Source organism: Streptomyces sp. NPDC006283 (assembly GCF_040613325.1).
Classification (GTDB): Bacteria; Actinomycetota; Actinomycetes; order Streptomycetales; family Streptomycetaceae; genus Streptomyces.
On the sequence record NZ_JBEXRZ010000131.1, the window covers coordinates 1 to 20,227 of the forward strand.

General features: G+C 68.3%; 14 protein-coding genes and 2 pseudogenes. 7 read left to right on the plus strand and 9 right to left on the minus strand.

Features of this window, described 5'->3' with window-relative positions; genetic code table 11:
- Positions 1-230: 230 nt before the first annotated feature.
- From ABZ070_RS24160 to ABZ070_RS24175, 4 genes are all read right to left on the minus strand, one after another.
- Entirely contained in the window at positions 231-1,199 is a 969-nt protein-coding gene (locus ABZ070_RS24160) for an ATP-binding protein (protein ID WP_356637205.1), read from the minus strand.
- Positions 1,200-1,273: 74 nt separating this feature from the next.
- Positions 1,274-3,379, minus strand: a complete 2,106-nt coding sequence (locus ABZ070_RS24165; RefSeq protein ID WP_356637182.1) for a Mu transposase C-terminal domain-containing protein — start codon at positions 3,377-3,379, stop codon at positions 1,274-1,276.
- Positions 3,376-4,134: a TnsA-like heteromeric transposase endonuclease subunit gene (locus tag ABZ070_RS24170; RefSeq protein ID WP_356637207.1), complete on the minus strand. Its 759-nt coding sequence runs from the start codon at positions 4,132-4,134 to the stop codon at positions 3,376-3,378. The genes ABZ070_RS24165 and ABZ070_RS24170 overlap by 4 nt, the downstream gene beginning before the upstream one ends.
- Before the next feature lie 160 nt (positions 4,135-4,294).
- Positions 4,295-5,689: a DNA-binding protein gene (locus ABZ070_RS24175; RefSeq protein ID WP_356637184.1), complete on the minus strand. Its 1,395-nt coding sequence runs from the start codon at positions 5,687-5,689 to the stop codon at positions 4,295-4,297.
- 188 nt (positions 5,690-5,877) lie between these two features.
- Between ABZ070_RS24175 and ABZ070_RS24180 the strand changes: the two genes are divergently transcribed.
- The 4 genes from ABZ070_RS24180 (at position 5,878) to ABZ070_RS24195 (ending at position 9,881) form a co-directional block, all read left to right on the plus strand.
- Entirely contained in the window at positions 5,878-6,486 is a 609-nt protein-coding gene (locus ABZ070_RS24180) for a hypothetical protein (protein ID WP_356637186.1), read from the plus strand.
- Entirely contained in the window at positions 6,483-7,904 is a 1,422-nt protein-coding gene (locus tag ABZ070_RS24185; RefSeq protein WP_356637188.1) for a hypothetical protein, read from the plus strand. Before ABZ070_RS24180 ends, ABZ070_RS24185 begins: the two co-directional genes overlap by 4 nt.
- 674 nt (positions 7,905-8,578) lie before the next feature.
- Positions 8,579-8,797 carry a hypothetical protein gene (locus tag ABZ070_RS24190; protein WP_356637190.1) on the plus strand — a complete coding sequence of 73 codons (219 nt, stop codon included), beginning with the start codon at positions 8,579-8,581 and terminating at the stop codon, positions 8,795-8,797.
- Between the two features lie 67 nt (positions 8,798-8,864).
- Positions 8,865-9,881, plus strand: a complete 1,017-nt coding sequence (locus tag ABZ070_RS24195; RefSeq protein WP_356637192.1) for a helix-turn-helix transcriptional regulator — start codon at positions 8,865-8,867, stop codon at positions 9,879-9,881.
- Positions 9,882-10,024: 143 nt separating this feature from the next.
- Here ABZ070_RS24195 and ABZ070_RS24200 read toward each other — a convergent pair whose 3' ends face one another.
- The 3 genes and pseudogenes from ABZ070_RS24200 to ABZ070_RS24210 all read right to left on the minus strand — a co-directional run.
- Positions 10,025-12,775, minus strand: a complete 2,751-nt coding sequence (locus ABZ070_RS24200; RefSeq protein ID WP_356637209.1) for a helicase associated domain-containing protein — start codon at positions 12,773-12,775, stop codon at positions 10,025-10,027.
- A 12-nt stretch (positions 12,776-12,787) separates the two neighbouring features.
- Positions 12,788-13,234, minus strand: a pseudogene (locus tag ABZ070_RS24205) (TniQ family protein); the annotation flags it as partial.
- A gap of 73 nt (positions 13,235-13,307) precedes the next feature.
- Positions 13,308-13,559 (minus strand): annotated as a pseudogene (locus ABZ070_RS24210) (XRE family transcriptional regulator); the annotation flags it as partial.
- A 64-nt stretch (positions 13,560-13,623) separates the two neighbouring features.
- Here ABZ070_RS24210 and ABZ070_RS24215 point away from each other — a divergent pair.
- The 3 genes from ABZ070_RS24215 to ABZ070_RS24225 all read left to right on the plus strand — a co-directional run bounded on the left by ABZ070_RS24215 (position 13,624) and on the right by ABZ070_RS24225 (position 16,613).
- Positions 13,624-14,784: a hypothetical protein gene (locus ABZ070_RS24215; RefSeq protein WP_356637194.1), complete on the plus strand. Its 1,161-nt coding sequence runs from the start codon at positions 13,624-13,626 to the stop codon at positions 14,782-14,784.
- Positions 14,785-14,997: 213 nt separating this feature from the next.
- Positions 14,998-15,831 (plus strand): hypothetical protein, encoded by an 834-nt coding sequence (locus tag ABZ070_RS24220; protein ID WP_356637197.1) that lies wholly within the window; start codon positions 14,998-15,000, stop codon positions 15,829-15,831.
- The gene (locus ABZ070_RS24225; protein ID WP_356637199.1) at positions 15,765-16,613 is read left to right on the plus strand and encodes a hypothetical protein; all 849 of its coding nucleotides are present in this window, start codon (positions 15,765-15,767) and stop codon (positions 16,611-16,613) included. The genes ABZ070_RS24220 and ABZ070_RS24225 overlap by 67 nt, the downstream gene beginning before the upstream one ends.
- 61 nt (positions 16,614-16,674) lie before the next feature.
- On the opposite strand, the gene ABZ070_RS24230 is transcribed toward ABZ070_RS24225, so the two are convergent.
- Positions 16,675-19,329, minus strand: a complete 2,655-nt coding sequence (locus tag ABZ070_RS24230) for a Helicase associated domain protein (protein ID WP_356637201.1) — start codon at positions 19,327-19,329, stop codon at positions 16,675-16,677.
- A complete protein-coding gene (locus tag ABZ070_RS24235) occupies positions 19,326-19,886 on the minus strand; it encodes a hypothetical protein (RefSeq protein WP_356637203.1) in 561 nt (186 codons plus the stop codon). The genes ABZ070_RS24230 and ABZ070_RS24235 overlap by 4 nt, the downstream gene beginning before the upstream one ends.
- Positions 19,887-20,227: the final 341 nt, after the last annotated feature.

The following is a 20,227-nucleotide window of genomic DNA, read 5'->3' on the forward strand; positions in this document are numbered from 1 at the left end:
TGACGCTCGGAGGGGGGCTTGTTGGTGTATCGCGGGCTTGCTGGCCTGGTGTGTTGTGGGTTCGTTGAGAGAGGCCGGGTGCACGGTCCAGCGGGCAGTTCGGGGTGTGAGCTGGGGTTGTGTCGTGTGCGCTGAGTGGGACCGGGCTGGTTGTGGGTTTCGCCAGCGCGTAAAGGCTCGGTTGGTGTTTGTGCTGGTCAGCGCTGTTTCGCCTGGTCGGTGGGCCGGGGTTAGTGGTTGCGGGTGGGGCGCCTGTGTTGTTCGGCGAGGTGGTCGAGCTGTACCGCGTCGAGGGCAGCTTTGGTGATGCGTTCGGTGCCGTCGCCGATGGCGGTGATGGCTGCTTGGCGGATGAGGCGGGTGAGGGATCCGATGCGGCCGGCGGTGCGCTGGTGGAGGTAAGCAGCGTGGCGGGGGAGGGTGCCGTTTTTGTGGTTGGTGAGGTCGAGGGCGTTTTCGATGTCGGTGATGACGTCGCGGAAGGGCTGGCTGGTGCCGTGGCGGGCGGGGAGGGGGCCACAGGTGATGAGGGTGGCGCGTCCGGCGAGTTGAGCGCCCCGTGTCCCGTTGAATAGTGGTGTGTCGGTGACGTTGATGCCGGCGTAGACGAAGGTGGCGGCCAGGCGTTCGGTGAGGTCTTTGAGCAGGTCGGCGGCTTGGGCGCCGGTGGTGGTGCGGGGGTTGAGGCGGTGGATTTCGTCGATGAGGACGAGTTGGACGCCCGCTTGGGTGTAGGTGTGGCAGACGGCGTCGGTGATCTGGGTCTGGGTCATGCGGGTGGTGGTGGGGATGCCGAGGTAGCGGGCGAATTCGGTGATGAGGGTTTTCGCGGTGGCGCCGGGCGGGACCAGGACGTACGCCACGGGCGCGGCGGCGTGGGCTGATCCGGGCGGGGGCGGGTTTTTGCGGATGTGGGCGAGGTGGCAGGTGCGGCCGACGTTCAGCAAGGCGGTGGTTTTCCCGGCTGCGGCGGGTCCGGTGACGATGAGGGAGGGCCGTGCGGTGGTCTGCTGGTGGCGGCCGAGGATCATCAGGGTGCGGACCTGGGTGGCGAGCTGGCTGATGGCGGGGGTGCGGATGGTGACGAAGGCGGAGTGGTAGGCCAGGCGTTCTTCGGTGCTGCGGGGCGGGTCGTCGGGCTGGGGCGGGGCGGGCGGGTCGGTGGTGGCGAAGCGCTGCCAGCCCTGCCAGGTGGTCAGGGGCCAGGACGGCTCGGCTGCATCACTGTCGCCGGCGCCGACTGATGTGCTGCCCGCGCTCTGTGGGTTCGGGTTCACCATCTGTCGGCTTCCTCGTGTGCGTCGTAGAGCCCGAATCCGGTGGCAGGGGTGGGGCTGAAGTCGCCGTCGGGCGCGTCGTCGAGATCGTCGATGCTGTCGTCCTCGCCGTGCTGCGCCGACTCGTCGGTGGTGGGGTCGGTGTCGTGTTGCGGATGTCGGGCGGCGGGGATCGGCGCTGTGGTGGCGCGGGAGACGAGAGCTTGTTCCGCCTTGGTGGCGTGACCGGTGGTCACGCGGCGCATGAGTTGGTCGAGGGCGTCGGCGAGGCTGGCTTCGTAGTGCTCGGCATCATCGGGGGTGCCGTGCACGGCGAGGGTGCGGATGTGCTGCCAAGTGTGGTCGTTGAACGGCTGGTGGACGTGGTCGCGGTGGATCCAGGGGATCTCGGTGAGGTCACCGTCGGGGAGGCGGATCCAGATCTGGCGGACGTCGTGGGGGTTGTAGTGGATCTCCCATTTCCCGCCTCGGCCGGCGATGGGGGAGGGCTGGCCGCGGTAGGGGGCGAGGAGGTCTGCGTCGTAGGTGCGGTGGTGGATGCGGATGCCGGAGGCGGTGATGGCCTGCCAGCGCACGGGCAGCAGTTCGAGGTAGTCGCGGCCGGTGAGCGGGACGGGGACGTGTCCGGCGACGGCGACGAGCGCGGCCCACATCTGGTTCGGTGTGAGGGCTTTGCGGGGCATCATCGGGTGGCGCAGGCCTTCGTGGGGGCGGTGGTGGTAGTGCACCAGCCACTCATCAAGCAGGTCTTGGAGCTGAGCGACGCTGTAGCAGGCGTCTTTCTCGGTGTCGGGGCCGCGGCGGGTGACGTCGCAGCCGGTGTAGCCGGGCAGGTGCTGGCAGAACAGCGCGTTGATGGTGCCGAAGGTCCGCTCGACGATGCCTTTGGCGGTGGGGGCTTGGGGCGGGGCGGGCTGCACGCTGATGCCGAGGTGCTCGCAGGCGGCGGTGAAAGCGGCGGAGACGAAGACTTTGCCGCGGTCGACGACGATCGTCTCGGGCAGGACGACGGGCCGGGCCGCCGCGCCGGCCAGGCGCTCGTCCAGCGCGGCCAGCCGCTGGTGGGGGAGTGCGGGAGCGTGGTCCATGCGCAGGATGTCCGGCCAGGTCGGCCGGGCGGGGTGCGGGACGGCCATCTCCGCCAGCAGCAGGGCGGCGTCAACGGCTTTGGTTGTGCTGGGGCACAGCACGGTGGCGAGGACGGCGCGGGTGGCGACGTCGACGGCGATGGTGAGCTCGGGCCGGGCCAGGCGCCCGTCGTCGAAGAGGGCGAGAACGTCCAGGCGGGTGGTGTCGACCTGGACCTGTTCGCCGGGTCGCAGCGCCGTGGCGGGGGTGAAGGCCCGTCCGTCGTAGCTCGCGGGGGTCTGTCGGACGGGCCCGGAGGGCAGTTCGCCGGGCCGGGCCAGGGTGGTGACCAGGCGGTACAGCGTGGCCTGCGACGGCGCGGGCACGGTGCCAGGGCCGTGCCGGTCTTCAAGGATCTGGTTGATCAGCGGGAAGAGGCCGTTGATGGTGCCCTTGGAGCGGCCGCGGCGGCGGCGCAGCGCGTCGCGGACGGCGGCGACGACCCGTTCGTCGGCCCGCCCGGTGGGACTGGGGGTGCGCGTGGTGCGGTGGTCGAGGAGCCCCCACAGGCCTTGTTTGCGGTAGGCCAGCCGCATGCGCTGCACCGTGGTGCGCGACACCCGGCCGAACCCGAGCGCGGTGAGCTCCTCGGCCTTGGCCTGCTCGCGCTGGGCCAGCGTGTGCTGTTCGGGGTCGTACTGCGGCCGTAGGGCCCCTTCGCTGCCGGGCCCGCCGGGCAGCCCGCATTCGACTTCCCTGACGTGCCGCTGCCAGGCCAGTGCCTTCTCGCGCGCCGCGGCGGGAGCGGTCTCGAACAGGCCCCACTGCGGAGCTGCTTGGGGCACGTCGGCCCCGATGACGGTGAAGCCGGGGTCGGCGAAGAGGTGCCCGGCGAGCACGGCCTCACCGCCGCCGTCCGGGCCGACGAGGTGGATGTCCTGCCCAGCCAGGGCGACCACCTGCCACTTCACGCCCCGGAAGCGGATGTGCGCCCCGACCCTGACCGCCGGGCGGGTATTGTGCCGCGCGCTCATCCGGCACTTCCCGTCCTGTTCGGGACTTCCCCGTCCCAGGGGCCGACCAGGACACGCTCGTGCAGCGGCGTGTCCAGGCAGGCTGTCAGATGTCCGTGCCACAGGGCGTGGAAAACCACGGGGAGGACCTCGAGCGGGTCACCGGCCGCGACGGCGCCTTCGAGCAGCGGCCGCGGCCGCGTGAACGCCTGAAGGACCGCGGGCATCAGACCGAGGCGGCCGGCGTTACGGGGATGGCGGTAGCCAGCCAGCCACTTCAGGTTCGCTGCCGCTACCTCGTCCAGCGGGGCGAGCCGCCGGTAGGTCCAGCCGATGTGCGCGCACGCCTGCGCCACCGCTTGGGCGGCTTTCACCGCCCGCTCGCCGCCGGCCTCCGGATGGCTGGGGCAGTCGGCGAGCAGCGCGGTGCCGTCGGCACGGCGGGCGAAGAGCTGCGGCACCCAGGAACGCACCTGCCCGCGGGGATTACGCCAAAGCAGCCGCACGGGCCGCCCCGCCAGGCCTGTCACGTCAGGGTCGCGGTCCAGGACCATCAGCTGGACACGCATCGCGTTCGACCCTGCGGCTACGTGCCGCCCGGTGGTCGCCGACCACCACAGGCCCGGCCCCCAGCGCCGCCCCGGGACCACCGGGAACGCCGACACCGGCGGCAAGTCCTCGAACGCCACGGTCATGGCGGCATCCGCCCACCGCTGCTGGACCGCCTGCCCCACCGGGTCAAGGAACACCGCCTCGAATCCGCTGCTCTGGTCCACGGCCGCTCGCCCTGCCAGGCTCCTGGGCCGGGCCGCTCCTGTGCTGGTCACCCGCGCCAGCCAAACCGCTCCCGCCGGCAGACGCCGCCGCTTTCAGTATTTCTGCCACGAACGAGTGCCGTATCAGCTAACAGCCGACCTGCCCGTCGACGCATCGCTCTCAGCCGCCGTTCTCCTGCCTGCCCGCCGTCAGCATCTGGCTGAGCACCTCAACGGGCATGTCCACCCACCGGGCCACCTCCTGAAGCGGCACCCCGCCGTTCACTGCCGTCACCGCGGTCCGTTTCCAGGCCGCCTCGATCAGGCCAGCACTGTGACCGAGCCCGCGCAGCAGCCGTCGGGCGACCTCGGCGGTCGGCCCGGTCTGCACCCCGCGCAGCTGCAGCAGCTGTTCCTCGGCGCTGTCGATAGCGCTGGTGATCAGCCTGCGCTGCTCGGCGGGCACCGCAGCCCGCCACATCGTCCCCGAACCGGGCGCCTTCTTCTCCTCGCCCAGCACCTGCAGCTGGCCAGCCATGGTCGAGCTCTGGTGTTCCTGCCGCAGCCACCACGGGTCGTTGTCGTACCCGGGCGGCCCGCCAGCACCGCGGCGAAGGCGGATGACGCCGCCCATCCACGCCATGAGCGGCCCGCCGTGGTCCGTCGCGGCCAGCGGCCCCAGCCATCCCCGCCCCAGCCGCTCGCCGAGCCTGCGGCAGAACATCCCGTCGGCGGGAAGCGCCCGCGGCCGCCCAGCACCGCTGTCGGCCCACACCAGCTCGGCCATGGCCGGGTCCAGCAGTGCGTCGGCCACCGCCACCACCTCCGGGAAGACGACCGCGTCCCGCCCCACGATCCGCCACCGCTCCAGATCACCACCGGCATCCCCGCCCGCGAGCTGGTGCAGGCGCCGCGGCCAGATCGTCTCCAGCTCCCACTGCAGGGCCTGCTCCCACCACCGGGCCACCACCGCCTGCGCCAGCGCGAACACCCGCTCCGGCTCGGCCCCGGCCCGCACCGCCCGCCGCGCCACCGAGGCCCACCGCCGCTGCGCCGCCACCACCTCCGGCAGGCCACGCAGGTCGAGGTGCTCCAGCGGCTGGTTGGCGTCCGCGTCCAGCAGCCACCGCCCATGCCGAACACACGCCCGCTCCCACCGCGGCGCGTACCGCACCGCCCGGAGAGCCGCCCCCGTGCGCCGGGCCGTGCACAGCCGGCAGCCGAACGCCACCGGACCGGCCACCGCGCCACCGATCCGCCACAGCCCCACCGGATCGCCGTCCTCGGCGCGCAGCTTGGTGTCCCCTTCTGCCCAGGACGGCAACGCCCGTGCCAGCACGTCTTCCTCGACACCGCATATGCCTGCCAGGAGCTGGCATCCGGCTGCGTTCAGCAGTACCTCGGCGTCGGCCCGTGTGCCTCCGCCCTCGTGCCCAGGCGGGTAGTTGCGCCACTTCCAGCATGCCCGCAGCACCTTCGCTTCCATCCCGTAGCAGCTGGCGATGCGGCAGATCAGCGACGAGGTGGTCTCCCCCTGTAGGGGAGCTGTCCGCAGGAGGACGGGATGATGGGTCACTCCACCACGGTCTCGTGTTCGGCGATCCGGGCGGGCGTTTTCGCAGCAGCCGTCCGGTCCTCGGCCTGTCGTCTGCCTACTTCCCCAGGCCGTGGGTCTCCCCTTCCTGGAGCCGACAGGCGTCGGTGTGGCGGGGGATTGGCCCGTTCGAGCGCATCGTGATGGTCCGATCGCACTAAGCTACGCCTGTGGTGGTTGGCGAAGATGCTCAGGTGAAGGGCTTCTCGGGGGCCCGCAGAGCCAAGCAGTGGCTCGAGGGCACGATGCGTATCTTCGGCGCGTACGCGAACACGGACTCGGAGTCCTGCGGTCGCAGGCTGACTCTGCCGTGGCCGTACGGAGGCCGGACGTTCTCCTTCGATCTGGGGGGCGCCATGCGCGGCGACCCTTACCAGAACGACATGTTCTGCGCGGAGGTCAAGAACTACGCGCAACCCAGCGATCAGGGAACCCAGTTCGACGAGTTCCTCGCCAAGTGCTACGTGGCCGCCCAGGCCCAGCACCACCTCAGCGATCACTTCATGTGGATCACCTGGGCACCGTTCCGGGCGAACTCCTGGTCCACCCTCAACTCACCGAGCCAGGTGGAGACTGCGGTCCTGCAGCACAGCAGCCGTGTTTTCGGCACCAGCGACACCGAGGAAGCCCGAAAACTCCTGGACGTTGAACTCGCCCAGTCGGTCGCCGCACGCCTGTGGCTGATCGTGCTCTCGGACAAGCAGGAAACTCTCCTGCCGCTCAAGGACTGGGCAGCCATCGTCGCCGCCGAACTCACCCGCAGAGAGGGCTCGTGGTGAACATCGTCGAACAGTCGATCTCCCAGGCCATGGACGAGCCCGACGACCGGATGATGTTCACCCGGGTCAAAGACATCGTCGCCCGCCACCTGCGCCGCATGGACCCCGGTGCCACCATCACCAAGACCGAGTTCTTCAACCACACCCATGTCCCCGACATGGTCCTCGAATGGCCCGGCAGACCCCGCACACCGCGCCGGTTCATCTACCTGCGCACCACATCCGACCAGCGCGAGCTCGAGGACGACCTGCAGCGCCTTCCCCGTGCCGACCGGCCGGTGCTCCTGGCGCTCGGTCAACTGCCCATCGAGCGGCAACAAGGAGATCTTCCCCCGCTGCCCAGCAGCAGCACCGCGCTGCTCCTCGACGCTTCCGCACTCGGCGCACTCCAGCCGGCCGACGACTCTCCCGGTATCCCCCGTCTTGTGTCCCGCTCCGTTCTCGAAGGCGGCCGCGGCACCCTCGACAAAGCGGCGACCGAGGAGTTCCTGAACACGGTCGTTCAGGGAGCCGAGGCCGCGCGTGCGGGAGAACGCGTTCCCACCCGCGACGCCGTCAACGCCCTCACCGCACGAATGACCACCGACGTCGCCGACCGGATGTCAACCTTCCTCGCCGCGCTCTGGCAAGGCGGCGGATCCACACTCGCCAGCTTCCCCGCACCCCAGCGAGGCGTCGGCCATCTCGACGAGACGGCCCTGATGTACCTGCTGGAATCCGAAGACATCACCGACGCCGCGTTCTGGAACCGGGTCGTCCGCATGATCAGCCTCCCTATCCTGCTGCGCACCCCGGCCGCCGGCACCGGCAACCTTCAGCACCTGATGCGTGAGGCAATCCAGCTCTGGACCAGCCGCGTCTGCATGATCGTGCCCGGCGCAGCAGACGCGGACATCAGCCCGTGGCACTGGGCGGTGAAAGCCGGCCAGCTGATCCTGCAGACCCCCCGTTTTCATGCGCTCGTTGCCCAGTCCCGGCGTCAGCTCCCTCAGGGACAGGAGCACGACCTGCCCCGCCTCGACGAGGTGAGGAACAGGGCCGACCGCTTCGGCATCCCGCTGACCTCTCTCCGCATGGTCGTCACGGACCGCCACGTCGGATACGGCGGACCCGGCGACGACATCTCCCACGACGCCCAACTCGACGGCATCAGCGACGCGCTGGGACAGGCCGAGGGAGTCATCGAGGCCGATGCCCGCATCCCCTCCGGCGAGACCCTCCAGTGCCTGTTCGGCACCGGAATCGCCAGCGCCCGCGGCGCACGTACCCAGGTACCGCTGGACGCCCTCCTCGGCACGACGACACGTCTGCTCACCGATCTCTCGAGCGACGAAGCCGAGAAGATCACCCAGCTCCTCGGCGCCCAAGGTCCACCCCCCGACCAGCCATGGAGCCAGCCCAGCTTCGACGACGTATAGGACTTGCGCGGGCCGCTGCCAGCGCTGTGTGCGCTGACAGAACTTGGTGAGGGCAGGCAACGGCACCGAAGCTCCTCCAAAGAAACTGACCGTCAGACACGCCGCGAGGTCACCTCTGCGCTGGGCACGCCTACGCCGTGTCAGTGCTGTGCTGTGCGGAGACTCCACCGTGTGCTCCCAGTAAAAGCAATGGGGTTCGCCGGTCAGATCACGGCGAACCCCATTGCTTGAGCGTCCTGCGCCAACAGCACGCTCACCTCGTATCGCGCGGTGCACAGTCCGGGTCAGAGACTGAGGTGCCCGGCGACCAAGGCCACAGCCCTCGCGGGCTCGTGCCCAGCATGTCATCCATCATCGGGAGATGCTGCACCGAAGGTGCTGCCCCTGACCGCGTTGGCGGTACATCCTCTGAAGAATGGCGCCTTGGCCTGCATGAACGCGCCGGAAGGACACGGTTTTTAAGTACAGACTCTCTATGCGCTGTGGACAGGTTTCTGAAAAAGAGCCCCGAATTGTTCAGAATCCGTTTACATCGGAATGGACATCGCCCTTGCGGGTCGGCCAGCATGAGGGCGCCAGATCAGCCTTGGCGCCAACCAGGGCCTGGCATCGAACTAGTCCGGGTCAACGAAGCGGAATTCACGCTTCCATTAAGAGACTGAGGTGCCCGCGCCATGACGTATGTCGTGACGTCCAGCAGCCTTCCGATTCTGATCGGTCCGCTGACGATTCTGCAGAGCCGAGAGATCACTGCCGCGACGGTATGGCTGGTGAGCGTGATTCTTCTCGCGGTCATCGTGCTCGTGGTGGTCGGATGCGCTCCGCCGGCCGCTGTCGCGGCAGTGGCCGGCGGAAGCCTGATCGCAGGGAAGCTTCGCCAGGAACTCGCCTGATGTCCTCCGCGGGGGTCAGCGGCTGAGGCTGGCCCCCGCGGGCAGTTCAAGGTCCTCTGGAGAAGACGTGGGACGTCGCATCAACCAGCTACCCATTGGACAGGGAAATCCACGGGTCCTCGAATTCGCCGCCGCGCTCCGCGTACTCCGCGAGCGGGCAGGCAGCCCTACCCTCGCGCAGATGGCTACGAGGTGCGGCGTCTCTGCGGCGTCGTTGTCCAAAGCCGCTGGGGGCTATGAGCTGCCATCGTGGCGAGTGACGAAGGCCTACGTGGAGGCGTGCTCCGGTGATACCAGGAAGTGGCGCAAGGACTGGGAAGAGGCTCGCCGGGAGATCCGGCCCAGGGAATTCGTCAGTGACGACTCTGTGGAGTCGCTGCATCTGAGCCCTGAGGAGCGACGGAGGGCTTCTTGGCCCCGCACCTGGGAACGTTGGGACAGAACAGGGATCATCCTCCCTTCACATCGCGCCGAGACGTATCTGGACCTGAGACTCGCCCTGCAGTCCCTTCGCGCTTACCGCTCGCTGTCACTACGGCAGCTTGCCCACCTGATGCCCTACTCACATTCGAGCGTGGCAGCGGTGCTGTCAGGAGCACGGCCGGTGTCCCCATACTTTCTGCGCAATTACTTGGAAGCCTGCGGTGTAACGTCCCCCACGGAACTGATCAGCTGGTTCGACCTCCTTTCTGTGGCCAGCCCTGAGCATCGAAACGATGCAGCTCGTACTCGCTTGATGGCCATGGCCGTGAATGGTCGACACAGTGCAAGCTCCCGGACCTGGCGCTCTGGGGCGCTGCCAGTGAGTGCAGAGATTGTGCGACTCAGGAAGTTCTCCCTGCAGGTGAGATCGAAACATCTTAGGGAATGGCTTTCCGTGAGTCTCTCCACCAGAGAGAAGCGGACCGTGTTCCGGCGACTGGAGAAGCACTACGGAATGAACTCTGTTGACCTTTCACTGTTCGAGCGGGGGGAGTGGGAACTCACACTTGTGGAGGTCAATCGGCTGGTAGGTGAAGCCAAGCGGCTGGGCTACACCGATATAGACCCTCTCGTTGAGTCCGTGTTCCGCAATCCGGCGTGACGGCGTGTGGTGCGACAAGCAGGCCACGTTGGCCGGCGCCGTTCAGGCGGGCGTGACGCACGAACGGGAAGTATCCGGCGATGCCTCAAAACGATCCGAACGGACTGGCTTGGTACTGGAAGCGCGGGCGTAAGGGCTGCGCTCTACGGGTGGATGCCGGTGTGGGTGAGGAGTTGTTGTTGCCCGGGGTGGAGGGTGCTCCATTGACTGCGTTGGGCGTTGGCCCAGTGTTGGAGTGTGTTCGGGAAGGTCTCGTTCCCGCTGATCGTGGCGCGGTATTGCTGCCAGGTGCGGTGCCAGGTGTAGGGCCAGGGTGGGTTCCACCACGGGTCCAGGCTGGTGAGGGCGGCTGCGGTGGTGACGCAGAGGGTCCCGGCGCGGGCTTTGCGGCGTTGCTGACACAGCCATCTGCCGAGGGGGAAGCCGTCTTGTCGCGTGTGCTTGTCCGGGGTGAGGTGGCCGTGTCGGGCGGCGTAGGCGCGTGCGTGGTCGAGTCCGGGGCTGACGGGGTAGGAGCGTGTGGCCGGGGCGGGTCGTTCGCCTACGACGGCGTGGGGTGTGATGCCGAGGGCGGTCAGAAGGTCCTGCTGGCTGGGGTGGAGATGCTCCCAGGACTCCTGCTGGACGCGGATCCAGCGGCAAAGGCCTCGGGAGAGGTTCGTGGTCGGCACGCCGCCCGCGCTCGTGGCTCGGAGGCGGTGGTAGGCCTGCTGCCATTGCAGTGGCCAGGGTGGATTCCACCACGGATCGATCGTGGTCAGGGCTTGGGCCCGGGTGGGGGAGAGGCGGCCTTGACGGGCGCGTCGTCGTTGCCAGGCCAGCCACTTCCCCAGTAGGAACCCGTCGAGGACGGTGCTGGCGGGCGCGGCGATATGGCCGTATTCGGCTGCGTGGGCGCGAGCTTGTGCGAGCGCGGTGTCCAGAAGATCGGGCTCGGCGCGGGGAGCCGGTGGTTGGGCGGCTCGGGCTGTTTCGGCGGTGATGCCGATCTTGGTCAGCAGGCGGTGCTGTTCGGGGTGGAGTGTGCCGTAGTCGGTGCACTGACGCCTCAGCCAGTCGGCCAACTCCTTCTCGAGGTCCCGAGTGCCGGTACCGCCGTCGTCGGCTGCGGACGCGGACTCTGACCGGTTCCGTACGCGACTCCAATTGCGTTGCCACTCCAAGGACCAGGTCGGGTTCCACCAGGGGTCGAGCGCTGCGAGGAGCGTGCTGACCGGCCATGTCCCGCCCGTTGCGCGGTGGTGCTCCCGCGCCTGACGGCGCTGTTCGCTCAGCCACCGGCCCAGCGGAAACCCCTCAGGACAAGCCTTTTGGGGCGTGGCGAGGTGGCCGTGTGCGGCGGCGTACGTGCGCGCGTGGGCCAGACCGGGGCCCGTACCGCAGAGCTGGGCGATGACCTCGTGGGGGCAAGCGGCGGCGGTCTCGGCGGTGATGCCGATTTCCGCCAGCAGATGCTGCTGCATCGGATGCAACTGCTTGTAGCCGGTGCACTGTACGGACAGCCACGTGGCCCAGCCGTCACTGCCGTCCGGCCAGACCCCTTCTGCAGCCCCTTGGCGCCGGTCTCGGGCATGAGCGCCGATCCGGTACCAGTTGCGCTGCCACGCCAAGGGCCACGGCGGGTTCCACCACAAGTCGATCGCGTCGAGCACCTGGAGATGTGCACCGGGTTCGTCCTGGCGGCGGGCGAGGACACGCTGGGCAGTGAGCCACTTCCCGAGCAAAAACCCCTGGTACGAGATGTTCTTGGTGGCCAGGGCCAGGCATCCGTGTTCGGCAACGAAGGCGCGCGCACAGGCAACAGCCGCATCGATGCCCGCGGTCCGGCTCGTTCGGCGCGGGCGTGCGCTACCGGCGGCCTGGGCCGTGAGGCCGATGTCGGCCAGCAGACGGCGCTGTTCGGGGTGGAGTGAGCTGTAGTCGGTGCACTGCAGATACAGCCACTCCCCGGTCAGCATGTGGGTGTCGGGGAAGCCGTCGGCGGCGTTGAGGGGGCCGTGGCGCCTGACGTGGTCGCGGGCGCGGTAGTAGGAGCGCTGCCACTTCACCGACCAGGGGATGTTCCACCACGGATCCACCTCTTTCAGGGCGGCGGCCTTTTCTTCGGGCAGGGCCAGGGCGTGGGTTTGCTGGTTGTGCACCCATTTCCCCAGGGCGAAGGAACCGACTCGGGTGTCGCGTTGGGTGGCGAGGTGGCCGTGCTGGGCGGCGTAGGTGTGCGCGTGGGCCAGGCCGGCGGCGAAGGCGCCCTCGGCGTGCACGCTGTGGCCTCGCAGCCGTTTCTGAGCCGGCCAACCCTCTGTGCCCGCGGTCTGCCGACGCTGGTAGCCCGCGAGCACGTCGGCGAGAGGCCGGGGCCGGAGCGCCAAGGGGACCTGCCACAGCCGCTGTTCGTCGTCTTCACTGCCGCCCTTGGTACGGATGCACTGGTACGTCCAGGCAAACAGCGGTCCGTGGGTGCAGGCGGCCAGACGCTCGGTGAGCCACGGTCGCCGCAAGCGATGGCCCAGCTCACTGGGCACGCAGGGCACATCAGCCAACCGGTAAGGGAGGTGACCACCACCGTCAGCAGCGACACGGAGCCGCCAGGCCCGGCTGGCCAGAAGCGTGGCGAGGGTGACGGTCTCGGGGTAGGTGACCAGATCCCGCGCCAGGATCCGCCACCGCTGCGGGTCCTCGCCCGCGGGCATGGCCGCATCCAGCCGCATCGGCCACAGGCGTTCCTCGGGCCACTTCTGCGCCCACCACCAGGCTGTGACCGCCTCAGCAACCTCGAACGCCGAACCAGCGACGGGGGAGCGGCGCAGCAGCCTCCGGTGATCCTCCTGCGCCTGGACCACCTCCGGGCATCCGGCCAGCCCGACGACACGGCCCCCGCTGCCAGGCACGCTCATCAGCCAGCACCGGTGGCGTGGACAGACTCGCTGGTGCGCCGCCAGGTACACCCGGGCTGGTACAACGTGACCGGTCCGCGCAGCCACACAGCCCGGGCACGCCGGGCCCCAGGCGGCAACCGTCTCCACCCCGTTGTGGAGTCGCGCCGCCGGCCTCTCCTTCGAGGGGCCCAGCGGCTCCTCCCGCGTCCAGGCTGGCAACGCACGGCGTAAGCCCACCTGCGGCACACGACACAGCGCCGCGACCCGGTCCCGGGCCGCGGCATTCAAGAACACCTCGCTGTCGCCCTGTAGAGCCCCGACGACGCCCTGCTGGCCAGCCACTTCGGCAACCGACGACAGCAGACTCCGCACCGTCAGGCCGTACCTGTCCGCGATCCGCCCCACGAACGACAGCGTCATCTCACCCCGCAGGGGAGCCACCCGAAAGGTACCCGCGGCCAGCAACAGCTTCCCCACCCATCCCGTCGTCTGTGACAACTATCGTGCTTCGGCTCAACAAGCAGGTGCCGGGTTTGTGGCCGGCACCAGGTCAGTAGCCGGTGTCGTTGAAGGTGACGTCGGAGAGTCCTGTGGCGCGGCCTCCACCGTCTTGGAAGTAGATCTCTTTGAATCCCTCGGCGATGATCCCCCGCATCTCCTGGTCGCTGGCGCCTGCGTTGCGGGCGTCGAACAGGCGTTGCGCGTACGCAGGGGGAAGGTGCACGGTGAGCCGCCGGAAGCGTCCGTCGTCGGTCGTACCGACCGGCGCGGTGTAGCCGAACCGGGCCCGGGTCTCCACCGTGCAGCTGGATTGGTGGCCCGCCACGCGCGGGACCGCGCCGCCGCGGCTCGTTAGGCTCTTCAGCATGAGCGCCTCTGCTGTGGACTATGCCTGGCTGCCGGACCATCAGCTCCATGCAGCGGCGACGCTGGCCCACGTGGATCAAACTATTGACCGGGTTGCCCGGCTCACTCACGACTACAGCAAGACCGGTCCGCTGACGCTCACCAATGTTGCCGACGACGATCGGTCTCACGTCATGGTGACAGCCGTCGCCGCGCTACCCGAGGCGATACCCCGGCTCGTCGCGGATGCGCTCACCCAACTGCGCGCCGCCTTGGAGCACACCGTGTATGCCGAGGTCGAGCATCTCCTCGCCCGCCCCTTGACGGCCCAGGAAGCGCGGGGCATCGAGATGCCCGCCTGTACCAGCGTTGAGGACTTCGCCAAGTGGCTCAGGAACGGCCGGCGGAGTCAGCTTCCGCCCCTGCAAAGCGACGCCCCGCTCACTGAGCGCATTCGCACGCTGCAGCCCTTCCAGCGACACGACAGCGACGAACATCCGCTCCGGCTCCTGGCCGAGCACACCAACCTGGCCAAGCACCGCACCCCCGCCGTCGCGGCGACTCGCCTCGGCGCCATCTACGCGGACAAGCCGCACCCCGACCTTACTGTCGCGCTGCCGCTCAAGACGCGCCCACAGCCCGGCGACGGACTTCCCCTCCAAACAGGCGACATCCTCGCCAGCGGACCGCGCCATGCCCGCATCCCTGTCTCCGTCATGCCGACCATTTCCCTTCGGCGCCCCCATACCGGTGTATGGAATATCGCGCTCCGAGAGCTTGAGTACCTTGAAGAATGGGTACGTACCACGGCCATCCCCATCCTCATCACCGGAACCCGCGACGTCACCCCCCTCCCACCGCGGCTGGACATTACGCTCGGACACGAGGATCTACGCCGCGAACTGCTGCGCGCAGAGAATGTGACTGCCACCCAACGGGCCAGGCACCGGATGATGGCTGAGATCGCTCGCTCCGACCTTGCTGACCTCCTTTTTGCTCACGGAGGAGACCTCACACCTGAAACGGTCCGCGCATGGGCCAATGCGCTGGACGACACTGGGGTGCTGGAACGGACGGGTCGGCTGGTCAGCGTGGTCGCTGCTCCGGTTGCGCTGTTGAACGCTGTCAATGAGCTGCTCGCCGAAGTCCGTGCGTACGAGGACCGCAACCAAGCAACCTAGCCCGGATGAAGCTCTCCAAAGGAGGATGCGGGGTGTTTTAGGCGCGGGCCCGGCCGGCGCCGCGACGGCGTCGAGCAGTTGAAGCCAGACCAACCGCGGGGCAGGAAGACCCATCCGACTTCTTTCATAGCTGTTCGGCTACGTCTATCGCATCCCGATCGCGGAAGCAGCCGTAGTCGCCGCTTGTCAGTGGGGGAGGGCAGACTGGGGGCCGTGACGACACCCGACGTCCGGGGACTGGAGCAGCTGGAGCGCGCCGTCCTGGACGACACCGCTTCCCTCGCCTCCGCCCTCCGGCGGTGCCTCATGCTGGCCGGCTACGCCCACAATGAGGAACTGCGCGCCTGGGCGCTGAAGGAACTGGAAGGGTATGCGGCGGCCGATGAGCTGCCCTCATACCGGAAGGTGCCGGCTGCGCTCGAAGTCATGGTGGATCTCTACCTTCCGGGCCAGATCGTCCGGGGCAATACACAGCGGATCAGTCGGCATCAACTGCCTCAGCACGCTCGTGATCGCGGCATCGGGGAGAGCGCACCCATCCGGCAAGGGGTCCGTGAGCTCGAAGCCGTCGTTTCCCGCGGCGACCCCGTAGTACGCCTGAGCCCGCCCGGTTCGGCTGAGTACGCCCTGCAGATGACGCAGGAGCAGCACCAACAGGGAAACGAAGGCTCCCACATTACGTCTCTGCACTGGGACGTCTCTGTCGCCAGCTTCGAGGGCGTCCTCGATCACATCAGAACCCGCCTGACCCAGTTCGTCGCGGAAGTGAGAGCAACCATGCCCCCCGGCCAGCAGAATCCCAACCCCGACCAGATCGACTCGGCTGCACAGCAGGCCCTCAACATCACGGGAGGCGACGGCTCCACCTTCAACATCACCGCGCCGAACGCCAAGGCGGACCGTGGCGGAACCGCAAGCGCCAATGTCAACGAACCCGCCCCCGCGACTCCTCAGCCCTGGTGGCACCGCACCTCGGTTATTTGGACCGCCATCGCGGCAGTGGCGGCGACCGCCGGCGTGATCGCCACCGTGGCCGTGGCGAAGTGAGACTTCGCCGAAGCCGCCTCGACCGGCTGGAAGACGACGTCCTGAATGAGACCCGCCCGCTTGCCCCCATCCTGCGTCAGGTGATCGCTCTAGGCGGGCACGCTCACTCGGAACCGCTGCGGACCTGGGCGCTGCGGGAACTTCAGGGATACGAAGGCACGGATGTGCCGATTCCCGATTATCGGAAGATCTCGGCACCCCTGGTGATGGACGGCCTTGCCGGGACTTTCCAGTTCCGGGAACAGCCGGTCAGCATGTTCGACCTGCCGGACTTCGCCCGCGACAGCATTGGCGACGAACTCCGCCTCGGGCAAGGTGTCGGCCAGATCGAGTCGCTCATCGCCAGGCATCCAGGCCAGACCGTGCAACTCGGTCCGGCCATGGCTGCCGAGCTGGCTGTGTTCATGAGCCAGAACTCTCCCAGGCAGGTACTCAGACTGTACTGGGCTGTGCACGCATCGGCCCTGGAGGGCGTCCTCGACCAGGTCCGTACGCGGCTCGTCCAGCTGGTCGGGGAGCTGCGGGCCGCGATGCCGCGCGGCCAGCAGGATCCGACACCGGACCAGGTCGCCCAAGCCCTCCAGAGCATCAACATCGTCACGGGCGACAACTCCTCCGTTAACGTCACCGCGCCAGTAGCCGTCGCGCACCGGCACGGATCAGCACGTGCCGAGGCCGGCGGAGCCGCACAGCGCACCTTCCCCCGGGGGCCAGCGGCATGGGCGGGCTTGGCCGCCCTCGCGGCGGTCGCCCTGGTAGTCACCTGGGTCACGTACCTCTGACCGCTGCCCGAAACCCGCAGGACAGGAGCTAAGCAGGGGCGAGCGTTCAATGAGCTGGCCGTCATGCCCAGTCGATGCCGAGGTGGGTGAGTGCGGCGCGTTGGGGCGGGGTGAGCTTGTCCCGGCGGGTCTTGGTGTTGCTGTACCAGATGCCTAGCTTCAGCTCGTGTTCCTGGCCGTCGATGACAATTGGTTCGACGTGACTCCTCGGCACTGCCTGCTGGGCACCTTCGCGGGCGATGTACTGCGCTAGGGCGGTGATGCCGCGTTGGAAGGCCGCCGACGGTTTCCCTGGTTCTCCTTCTGCTGTTTTCGTGCCGGGTGCGGGCCGTTCGGTGGGTTGGATACCGAGTGTGGTCAGACGCTTTTGCTGTTCGTCGGAGAGGTGTGTCCAGGTGTGTGCTTCTTGTTGCCGTGCGAGCCAGTGTCCGAGGTCGTCGCCTTCGTAGGTGACGCCGGGCTGGATGTGGGGGAGGAGGCCGCCGGGTTCGTCTGTGGCGAGGTCGCGGAGGATGGCGTAGTGGCGTTGCCAGTCCAGGGGCCAGGGGCAGTTCCAGTCGGGGTCGATCGCGCTCAGCTGCTCCGCACGCCGGGCGACGCGTTCGGGGTTTTTGCCGAGGCCGCCGGGGCGGCGGAGGTTGACCAGGTGCTGTCCGATGGGCTGCTGGTCCGTGTCACTGGTGCCCCAGAGGGTGGTCTGTTTGGGGGCGAGGTGACCGTGGGCGCGGTGGTAGGAGCGCAGGAGGGCGAGTTTGGTCTCCCATACCTGATCGGCGGGGTCCCACACCATGCCCTCTTCCTCGAGGAGCGCCCGCCGGTGCTCGTCGAGTTGCCCCGTCTTGTAGGTGCGGCGCTGCTCGGACACCCAACGCCCGAGCGGGAAACGGGTGACACCGAGCGGGACCTCGGTGTCGTACGGCACGGCGTGCAGGCCGGTGATGTCGTTCTCGGCACGCCAGCGGCGCAGGGCTTCGAATCCCTCGAGCCAGACGAGGGAGTCGGGTCGGATGACGCGGGTGCGGACGAACGCGGCGATCGTGGCCGGGTCCCTTGGTGAGGCGAAGTTCAGCAGCACCGACTCCACGCCGGTGTCCCGCACCAGGGAGCTGTCTTCTTCGTCCTGCGCCTGGCCCGGCTCGATGATGTGACCGTCGGCGTCGCGCTGCAGGTGGATCCGGCGGGTGGTCTGCTGCCGGCGGGTCAGGGCGCGGGAGGCGAGTTGCTCGACGAGGCGTTCCGAGTGACTTCTCAGCCCTTGAAGAAGGTCGACGAGGGGCTGATAGCTGGCGGAGGCGACCATGTGGGTGGGGTCTTCACCGGGTGCGAGGAAGACGGGCACGATGATCCTGGCCACCTTGGTGGTGCCGTCCGGGTTCGGCCTGAGCCCGCGCCCGATGTTCTGCACGATCTGCACCATCGAGCCGCGTGAGCCGACGATACAGACCGCTTCAACTCCGCGTTCGCCGACGATGTCGACTCCCTCGCCGAGTACGCGGACGGATGCGAGGAACGCCCGATGGACACGCTTGCCGTCGGCATCGATGCCGTTCGCGAACTGGCGGATGACGTCACGCCGCTCGGCCACGAGGTGGTCACCGCACAACCACTTCGCCCAGACCCGGTCCGGCGGCACGTGCCGGTCAGGTTCCAGCTCGCCGGCCTGCGCGCCGATCGGCGACGGCGGGCGCGTGTCCGCCTCGCCGAGAGCGTGAGCGGACACCTCGTCGTGGTACAGGTCGGCTGCCGTCGCGGGCAGGTTCGCGGCGAACGCGCGGGCTTCTTCGACCTGCTGGTGGAAGGTCATGACGGTGCGCAGGTTGTGCCGGGCGGCGTGCTCGAGGAGCGCAGCCTGCAGCAGCGCCAGGCGCCGGCCGCGCATCGCGTCGGGGGAGAGGCCGATGTAGTAGTCCGGGTCCTCGATCTCCAGGACGTCGATCTCGAACGGCGCGAGGATGCCCCGCTCGATCGCCTCGGACAACCCGAGCTCGTAAATCCACTCCCCGTACGGGCCGTCCGGGTCGCTGGCCATCGACGCGATCTCCAGCTCCTGGCCATACCTGCCCCTGGGCGGCCGGGCCGCAGCCAGGATCCTGGGGGTGGCCGTCAGATAGAGCCGGAAGCCCACCGGAATACGCTTGTTGTCGTGAATCGCGGCCCAAGGCCGGCCGACGTCCCCCGCGGTCGAATGCGCCTCGTCCACCACCGCCAAGTCGAACGGCTCCATGCGCTGCCCATACAGCAGCGCACCACCGGCCAGAGCCTGCTCGATCGGCCCGCGCACCTTCCCTTGACCAGTGACATCCCCCGGATCCTCCCGATCGACCAGGGAGGCATACGTCGCCAGCACCACGACCGCTCCGGCGCCGGCCCACAGCGCCAACTGGATCGGGTTCGTCGTCGTCCGCACCCCAAGCTGCTCCAAGACCTCGTCCTTCTCCAGTGAGCAGACGGCCACCATCGGGCCGTTGTGGCCGATCCGGCGCCACGCCTGGGCGGTCTGCACGAGCAGATCGAGGGTGGGCACCATGACGAGGATCCGACCGCCCCGGAAGCACTCCCGCGCGGCCGCAGCAGCGGTGTACGTCTTACCGGAACCGGTCGCTGACACGACAGTGGCACGAGCGCCGTGAGCAGGTACATCTGACCTTGCAGGGAAGCCGACCCAATTCCGGATACGCGAATTTGCTTCTACCTGATGTTCTCTGAGCCTGATCACGCGGAATCCCCGCCCTTTTTCCGAACTGTCCAGGCAACCAACCGCTTCCACCTCGGCTCTGTTGCCGGTGCGGCTGCCGAAGGCACAAGAGGACGCCGCATTTTGCTGCCCGCCGGTAGCTCGTCCTCGAAGTCACACGCAGCCACCGCCCGGTATCCGGCACGCCACAGCGTCTCGAGCACCACCGTGACCGCAGCAACCACCTCTACGCCCCCTGCACCGGGAGACGCTTCACACTCAACGACAAACTCCCACTGCAAGAAACCCGAACCTGACCCGGCCGCCCTGGCTGTCGCGTAGTCGTTGTGCGCGACAGCCAGGTGCATTGGACCCACCCGCAGGACCCCGGGAGCCTCACCGCCGTGGGCCACGGAAGCCAGGCGGTCGACCAGATCTGATCGATTCTGCGCATCGACATAGATCGCGCAATCCGTGTATGAAACCTTCGCTTCCGACACCTTGGATACCCTCGATCCGTTCGCCATCGAATCCAGCAGATCTCCATCTCGAACCGAGAGGATGTTCCCTGCTTCTCTCAACTCTACATGCTGCATCATCTGAGAACATCGGTAGCCAGGGCGCTCGCGTCCCCCAGGACTTCTCCATAGGGACACTCCACGTTCGGAGTAAGCCACGGCGCATGACGTCCAGTCAGCCTCTTCGGTAAGCACTCGATCGACCCACCCCTCCTAGCTAGCTGCCGGCGGAGCCGGCCTTTCGGGCCGGGAGCGGAGCGGACGGCCCGTCAAGCCCACAAAGTGGGCGGTTGAGCAGGGCGCGGGAGCGCTGCTCAACAGGCGTGCGAGCGAAGCGAGTTCGCCAGGCCTGAAGCGCAGCGAAAGGCCTGGCCGAGACGAAGTCGAGGCCAAGCTCGCCCGCTCGGACGGTGACATGCTCC